At 47.8% G+C, this 7,698-nt stretch carries 7 protein-coding genes and 1 pseudogene; 3 read left to right on the top strand and 5 right to left on the bottom strand.

Going from position 1 to position 7,698, the window contains the following annotated elements:
• Positions 1-419 (top strand): annotated as a pseudogene (locus AACZ40_RS27125) (MFS transporter); the annotation flags it as partial.
• A 412-nt stretch (positions 420-831) separates the two neighbouring features.
• Entirely contained in the window at positions 832-1,206 is a 375-nt protein-coding gene (locus tag AACZ40_RS27120) for a hypothetical protein (RefSeq protein ID WP_291166254.1), read from the top strand.
• A 255-nt stretch (positions 1,207-1,461) separates the two neighbouring features.
• On the opposite strand, the gene AACZ40_RS27115 is transcribed toward AACZ40_RS27120, so the two are convergent.
• A complete protein-coding gene (locus AACZ40_RS27115; RefSeq protein ID WP_291166252.1) occupies positions 1,462-1,929 on the bottom strand; it encodes a hypothetical protein in 468 nt (155 codons plus the stop codon).
• Between the two features lie 136 nt (positions 1,930-2,065).
• On the opposite strand from AACZ40_RS27115, the gene AACZ40_RS27110 reads away from it, so the two are divergent.
• Positions 2,066-3,361, top strand: coding sequence for a hypothetical protein (locus AACZ40_RS27110; RefSeq protein ID WP_339676688.1), 1,296 nt, complete (start codon positions 2,066-2,068; stop codon positions 3,359-3,361).
• Positions 3,362-3,427: 66 nt separating this feature from the next.
• On the opposite strand, the gene AACZ40_RS27105 is transcribed toward AACZ40_RS27110, so the two are convergent.
• The 4 genes from AACZ40_RS27105 to AACZ40_RS27090 all read right to left on the bottom strand — a co-directional run bounded on the left by AACZ40_RS27105 (position 3,428) and on the right by AACZ40_RS27090 (position 7,073).
• Positions 3,428-4,060, bottom strand: coding sequence for a cold shock and DUF1294 domain-containing protein (locus tag AACZ40_RS27105; RefSeq protein WP_291166248.1), 633 nt, complete (start codon positions 4,058-4,060; stop codon positions 3,428-3,430).
• A gap of 115 nt (positions 4,061-4,175) precedes the next feature.
• Positions 4,176-4,937, bottom strand: coding sequence for a hypothetical protein (locus tag AACZ40_RS27100; RefSeq protein WP_291166246.1), 762 nt, complete (start codon positions 4,935-4,937; stop codon positions 4,176-4,178).
• A gap of 1 nt (position 4,938) precedes the next feature.
• The gene (locus AACZ40_RS27095) at positions 4,939-6,033 is read right to left on the bottom strand and encodes a nucleotidyltransferase domain-containing protein (RefSeq protein WP_291166244.1); all 1,095 of its coding nucleotides are present in this window, start codon (positions 6,031-6,033) and stop codon (positions 4,939-4,941) included.
• Between the two features lie 116 nt (positions 6,034-6,149).
• A complete protein-coding gene (locus AACZ40_RS27090) occupies positions 6,150-7,073 on the bottom strand; it encodes a hypothetical protein (RefSeq protein WP_291166242.1) in 924 nt (307 codons plus the stop codon).
• Between the last annotated feature and the right edge of the window lie 625 nt (positions 7,074-7,698).

The following is a 7,698-nucleotide window of genomic DNA, read 5'->3' as shown; positions in this document are numbered from 1 at the left end:
CGATCTGTGCCATCTGGATCATCAGCCGTCGTGGATTGATGCGACTGTTCCAGATTCCGGGGCTGATTTTGATTCCGCTCGTCTACTTTTATCCGGCCCGCGATAATCTCGACCTGCTCAAGTGGGGGATTTTCTTTGCCGGGATGCTGACGATCGCGCAGTTCAGTTTCTGGGGAAACTATTTGCCGCGCGTTTATCCGCTGCATCTCAGGGGAACGGGCGAAAGTTTTGCCGCGAACATCGGCGGCCGCATGATCGGGACGTCGGCTGCCCTGGCGACAACATCACTTACCCCGCTCATGCCCAACAAGTCAACGGCACTCGCCGCCGCCTGCGTCGTGCTGGCGGTTTATCTCATCGGTTCAATTGCCTGTTTCTGGCTCCCTGAACCTGCGACGGAAGATCCGGAAGACGATTAATCACATGAAGGGAATTGTTATTTATCGACTACGAAAAGCACTAATACTAACTTGAATTGTGAGTAAATCTGCAAAAAGTTTCCTGACAGGAATGGCACTGTCGGTTGTGGTGTCAGGGTTTGGTAATAAGTGCCGAGAAGGTTAAGCCTAATATTTTATTCTTTTTTGATCAGGGAGTTTTCAGTATTACGGTTCTCAAATAGCGAGACGAATATACGCTGTCGGGGCAACGTGTTTCTGAAGCGGGAAAAGAAAAAAATGGGCCTGCCGAATTATGAAGGCTTAACCAAAAATGTGTTATTAACTTTTTCCAATGTTACCCCGATGTATGTTGTATTGCCTGCAACTTTTGATGCGTTCGGTGTTCGAACTGCGTTTCTGAGCTAATATTAAAATCAGAAGGAGTACATTGATGGCCGATGTGAGAAATGACCTGAATGGTTTACGCATGCAATTGCCAGGAAATCCGGCAATTTATTTAATTGATGAAGGATGCAAGCGTCATATTCCAAATCCACCTACTTTTGATAATCTGTTTCGCGACTGGTCCTACATCCAAGACATCGACATTGATGAGATTCAGACCGGTACACAAATTACGGATGGTGCGATTCTTGCCCAGGGAAAAGGGCGCGCTGAAGTCTATTTAATTGATGGAGGAACCAAGCGATATGTTCCTTCACCTGCTGTGATGGATCGGTATAATTTTCGCTGGCCAACGAACCGCATCGATACAGCGATCATTGATGCGATTCCAACAGGACGGCCCATAGCAGCTCCTCACTAAAATGATACAATATACCAGGTGTCACTTCCGGCACCTGGTATACGTCATTCCTGAATGAGTAAGTATTTCAGTGCTAGATAAAAAATGTGTCAACAGCACTGTGGACACGCTGCTGCTGGTAGCGGTGCTGGCACTTTTTTAAGCAGGATAGCGGAGCTATGCTTACCAGTTGAGGCGTTTGTACTCTCCCTGGGTCATGCCATTGTGTTTCCGGAGGAGATTAAAGGGGGCGGACACCGATTACTGATTCATCACCTACTCTTTTCGAAAATCCTTATACCACCACCACTGAGAATTCCACGGTTCACAGTTTTGATTTGCTATGATCCTGGCAGATCTGCGTTCTTTCACAAACCTTTCTTTCAGTGCCTGGTTAAGCGAATTCTTTTCAGATTGTGTGACTTCTAAGCCCAGTGCCATCAATGATTCAATTTCATCACAAAGATAGAACAGCTTGAGCATTTCTTCGTAGAGCAAGTCACGTTCTGCACTGGCGAGTTTAATTGCATACTCGATTCGCCGCTGTAACACATCTTGAAAATTATGCACTTCGATATAATTCAAAAAACCATTGCGGAGTTCCTGAGCAGTCTCTTCATTGTCGCCGTAGTCATAAAGATACTGCATAATATCACAGCTCAGGTCTGCAGCATCATGTCGATTCCGTGGCTGACTGATGAGCCTGGAGCAAATTGATCTGTATAATTTATTTTCTGTATGCAATGAATTTCCTTGCAGAATAACCAGGGATTTTACAATGTGAGAAATGGTGTCAACGTGTAAGATTAATCTATCATAAGTTATTTCATTACAGAAAACACCTACTATATAATTACCGCACTCTAATGAAAGTTCTCCAATGAACCGGTCAAGGAATTGTGTAAACCGCTCCTGCACACTGCTCCTCGCATTGTTACTGACTCCACTATCTGCAGTCTCTGCCGATGAGCCTGTTACGCAACTCGCTCTCAGTGGCGTGGAGCAGGCGCATGCGGAATTGTGGGGGCGGTTCGTTGATTCGTACGGCATCATTCATGACTTTGCGGGGGATCTGCCGACGCCGGAAGACTGTCGGCTGGGCAAGCCGAACGCCATTGGCTGGTGGAGTCCCATTGAGGACGGGCCCATGTTTACGGGTCTGTACCTGCCTGCGATTTGCGAGCGGGCTCGACGTACGGGCGATCCGGTCGACAAAGAACAGGCGCGGCGGCTGGCAGCCGGGCTGATGAAATGTGCGTCGGTCTCAGATGTGCCGGGCATGATCGTGCGCGGCGTGGGTACGGACGGCGTCTGCCATTATCCACTTGGCTCAGACGATCAGACGCATCCCTGGTTTTATGGACTGCATGCCTATGTGATGAGCGATCTGCCCGCTGCCGACGAACGGCGGGAGATTATCGCGAAAATGAAAACCGTCGCGAATGTGCTGGAGTCCACCGGCTGGCGCTGTCCTGCCGATGGTGCCTTCAAAGGCCAGTTTCGTGGCGGGTACACAGGGCACCTGTTTCGCGATGCCGTCCGCTATCTGTACCTGTTGCGGGCCATGTATGACGTGACCGGCGAGCAGATCTGGCTGGATCGCTACCAGGCAGCACAAGCGGGGATTCCCGAACATGCAATAATATCACGGGCTGAAATCTGCGCGGAAGGTTATGCCAGAGACCGCACTGCCATTCGCCACATCGACACACACCAGCTCTGGATCTACGTCGGCTCCCAGGCTTCGCTGGCACAACTCGTCGCGCTGGAAACGGACGACAAGCTGCGCACTCTCTATCGCACCGGTTTGAAATTGAATGCAGCGCAGGCGCTCGAATCCCTCAAAGCGTATCAGAAGTTCGACAACCAGGACACGAAAGTCTTCGGCAATGCTGACTGGCGGGCCGTCTATACCACGTGGTTCCCGCAGAAAACGCAGGCCGATGCCGAGCGGCTGGCCCGTACAGGCGACAAAGACAAACGCGGCAAACGCAAGTCGTACGAGCAGGTCTGGATGCAAAACCCGCTCGCGGCGGCAGCCGTCGCCCTTGCCGATGATGGCTCCCACCGTGACAGCATTGAAGCCGCCATCAATCATTACGATTATTCCAAACTCAACATGGCGACCTTCTTCTTCGCCGAATGTGCGGCTTACGCCCTGCCCGCACCGAAGTGAGGTGAAAATAAGGGGTCAGGACTCAATAAATAAGAGTCCTGACCCTTTTAAGCCCTCTTTAGCTTTTTAGTTAACCGCGTGACTCGCATTCTGCCAGAACGCATTTATAAGTTGATTGAGAAAGCCTGCATCACCACTCCAGACTAAATAACCAACGACCGCCACGTTCAGGAATACGGTAATCCAATACACAAGTAAGAAATTATGCTTGCTGGATTTATGTCGCAGAAGGCGTTGTGCTGCCAGAGCACCGGGCCAGCCACCAGCCAGTGCCATGAAGTGCAAAGTCGATTCTGCTGTTCGCCACTTTCCCCGTTGTGCCGCGGATTTATCCCAGGCGTATGCGAAAAATGTAATACAGCTTGCGACAAAGTATACAATCAGCACCAGCCAGGAGATGCGGTTGAAATAGACCGAGACCAATAAAAAACCGACAAACATTACCGTAAATGAAACCGCGGGGGCGCTACGCAGACGTTTGCCAACGGACTGATCTGCAAAACGGACTTTCTCCGCTCTTGTTTTACCGTTCTCTTCGTGGGCCGTTTCGTAAGAAACAGGATCGCCTGCTTCCGGCCGCCGCGCAGTATGGGAGAAGGCACTGATGTGAACAAAGACCGTATTCTCGTCGTCCTGCGATGAGATAAAGCCAAAGCCCTTTTCATCATCCCAGCGCGTGATTTTTCCCTGTAAGCGCATTGAAATTACTTTTTTATTACGGCCAGTCGGGTTAGTTGCAACGCCTGGTTGTCAGATGGATGTTATATAACGGGGCAGGGTTTGATATATAAGAGACCTGGGCCCTTAAAAATCCTTAGCCCTCGGAGCGGTGGATGCTCACTTGATGTTGTTTTGGGGTTAGATCATCTTCATGATTAATATGAACGAACTCAAATACTTTCTTTGCTAAAGAAATTTCTTCATCGATTTCATTTTGATTCACGGGAGTTTCCAGAATGATCGGAATCGAATTATCTATCCATTGTGTAACACGTTGATATGCCAAGATACACTCATAATTAAGCCGTTCATGATGACTTTGAGAGTTAACATAGCTCATATGTACTTGTCGCAGACGGTAGTGGAAGTCCCGCAACATTGTTTCTGCTTCCAGCATAGTTGGATCAATCTGCCGTGCATGGCCTATATCAAAACAGAATGTTGCCTCGGGCAACTGGTCAAAAAGGTATTTGAGTTGCGCCGCAGTACGGCCAGTAGTTTTGCGTTTGTCCATGTTCTCAATACAAACGGCTCTACCTAGTGTTCTCCATAGTTCGAAATTCTCAATGAGATCGGGGTGTACTATAATTGCCCAGTTAAGATCTGCCACCTTTTTCAATTTAGATACGAGCAATTCTTCAGAAAACATTTCTCGCTTACTTGGGGCGTGGAATGAAATGTATTCAAAAATGCTTAACCTATTTCGGATTTTCCCAATTAGATTCAAAAGAGGATCCAGTTCCTGTTCACGCAAAGCTGAAAGTTCAATTGCGTTTGTATGATCATGAATGGCGATGTCAATTCCTCGACACACATCATCTAGTGCAATACTTCCTGTCGAAAATCCGATTTTCATATTAGAAAACTCCATATTCACAAGTAAACTCTCTCAGGAGAGACACTTCTTTAAAACATATGTCTTGTAATACAACTTGCAATTGATGGCTAATCTCTCGGCACTCCAAAAAATCCTTATCGACATAAACGTCTTCCTGATTAAGCGATTCTAAGTGTTGGCGTAATGGTTCCTTGTTCATGCATGCAAGAAACTGCTCGTAGATGTCAAGTAGTTTTACACAATCTTTCTCACGCTTGATTCTTTGTAGGGTCCACACAATTATATTAAGCGGGGTTGAATGTACGAAATTCAACAAGTGATCTTGCAGTTTTAATATGTAGTCACCATCCCTCTTGAGTGATTCATTTTTAAAGCAGCTAAAAACTGTGAGCATACCAGCTACAAACAGTAATTTTCGTGATGTTCTTAACTTAATATTTCGTAAGGCCCATTTTTTGCCTGCTTGTTCCCAGTCTTTATAGGCAAAGTCTACACACATCGTTCTCCAAAAACGCACAATATCATTTAGTAGAAATCTGGGAATACGGGACTCATCATTTGACTGGGGATGAAAATTAGAATCCCCCTCCAGATAGCGATTTAAGATTTGTCTAATAGTACGTTCGCAAGAACCATCCTCATTTATTATAAAACTTCGCAACGAAGTTGCTTCCAGTAGTAATAATATCCGCTGTGTCATATTTCGGTTTGTGTCAGACTGACCTCCGATATGATGAACAATCTCATGGCTAAAAGACATATTCCCAAAGATGCCTTCACTACCAGGGTGTTTTAATGGCTTTCCTTTGAACTCCAGTTCACCCAGGACTTGAGCAATCTTTCTAGCGATTGGCTTGTGTTCCAAATTAGCTTGCCCATCAATTAGCATCGTCCAGTCTACATCGCTACCAGTCGTCCATTCTTGACGAGCGAGGGAACCAAATACCACAACATCAACATCCTCAGATGTAAAATATTTCAAGTTCTCATAAAGGATTTTCTTTACTTCAATCGCATCTGTTCGTGCTTTGGTTATGTTCTGCCATTGTTTTTTATACTTATTTGCAAGTTTGGCAACATAATCTTTTTCTGGTTCTATTACTTGGTCAAGCATAGGTTAATACTGCAAAGTTAAAATGTTTGTCAAAAATCGTTAATTTGTACTTGGATAGTATATTATATGGTAAATTGCTACCGGGAACCAAAAAATCTTCAGCAACTTGAATGGTTTCATTCTTCACTAGTTTGTTTCTCAGCGGGAAACTGTTTCATCAAACTCTCGGCTGCTTTTTTCGTGGCTTGCCAGTTGCCGGTTTCTTTAGGGATGGCTTTGACGATGACGGTGAAGTCGAGTTGATCGCCTTTTTTGAAGGACTGGCCGTTGTTGTGGCGGAGGTAGTATTTGTGGTAGCGGTCGAGGTCCCAGATCATGCTGGCACTCTGGTTGCCGGCGATCACGCGGGGCGTGTAGCAGAGCGAACTGAGCTGCTGCTCCGGGTTGAATTGCGCGACCCAGGTTGTGTCTTTGTTGACCGCCATCTTCTTTGAGTGGGCGAGCGGACCGGTTTCGATGGTGCCGTCGGGGAGCTGGACCATCCACTTTGTGGATGTGGGCGGGAAGCTGTGCATGAAATAATAGAGCAGGTCCAGATCGACGTCTTCCAGGGCTTCCATTTGGGTGCGTTCAAAAATCTCTGAGTTGGTCAGGATGATCTCGGCCCGGACTTTGAATTTCCAGATCGTGGATTCCTTGATGAACTCGATCCGTTTGCCGGTGATCGTCTCGCTGGTTTTCGTGATGGGGGTCTCTTTCCCGTCGACGATCAGTTGCAGACGATGCACGACTTCCCGGCCTCCTTCCTTGTGTCCGGTGCCCCACCACTGTTGGCCTTTGGGGCGTAAGACGGTGCCATACTGGCCGTTGTTGAGACCGAATTCGTAGTCGTCATAGAGCATTTTATCGATGGTCCAGCCGCTGGCGGCGTCGAGGGGGAGGGTGTAGTTGTCTGTCTTGAGTGTCAGGAAACCGGTCTCCGGAACGCCTTCATCGTAGAGTCGCTGCGGAGTGTCCGTGGGTTCTGGATTCGCAGCAGAAACGGGAAATGCCGAAACAAGAGTGAGGGTGAGCCAACAGGCTGAAAGGAATTGATTCATCGTCTGGTTCTGTTTTTCTGTAGTCTAAGTGTGACGGGTAAAGGTGTGTGAATTAATGTCGCTCTGGTGGTTTATGATAACTGATTGTATCAGCGGTTCGTAGGCTTCAGTGGAAAATGTGGTGAGAGATCGGGGGGGATAGTGCGGGATGTTCATCTGAGAGGAAGCCTTGGTTTTAAGCACTGTCGGGCAAATCTAGCCGGTATGGAAGCCGGTATCGGGAAAACTTGCGTGAGCTGCGACCTCCTGCTCGCTGCGCTCGGCCCGAATTGCATTCGGGCTTCCCCATTTTTCTTACCTCTTCTTTCTAAGGGTAGGTTTTGGTTTTTTCGTGGTGGAAAATTCTGATGGGGGTGTCTTATCTGTTCCCATTGGGCGTGATGCCGGGTTGAACCTCGCCAGGCGGGCTGACACATGGGACAGCCCCTACGGCGAGGCAGGTAGGATGTGTGGCTCTGAATTGTACGTTTGCTCTGACAGTTTCCTGTTCGCTGCGCTCACCCCGGATTGCATCCGGGGCTACCCCTTTATTTCTTTCAGATTAGCCGGGGCGTGTAAAAGGTGCACCTTCTATACTGGTTCGGGATTTTCATCTGCGGGGAGTGGGGCGTTTCTTTTATAATGC

Origin of the sequence: uncultured Gimesia sp. (assembly GCF_963972345.1) — a bacterium.
Lineage (GTDB): Bacteria > Planctomycetota > Planctomycetia > Planctomycetales > Planctomycetaceae > Gimesia.
The sequence above is the reverse complement of the archived record's forward strand: the minus strand, read 5'-3'. Positions and strand labels throughout refer to the sequence as shown.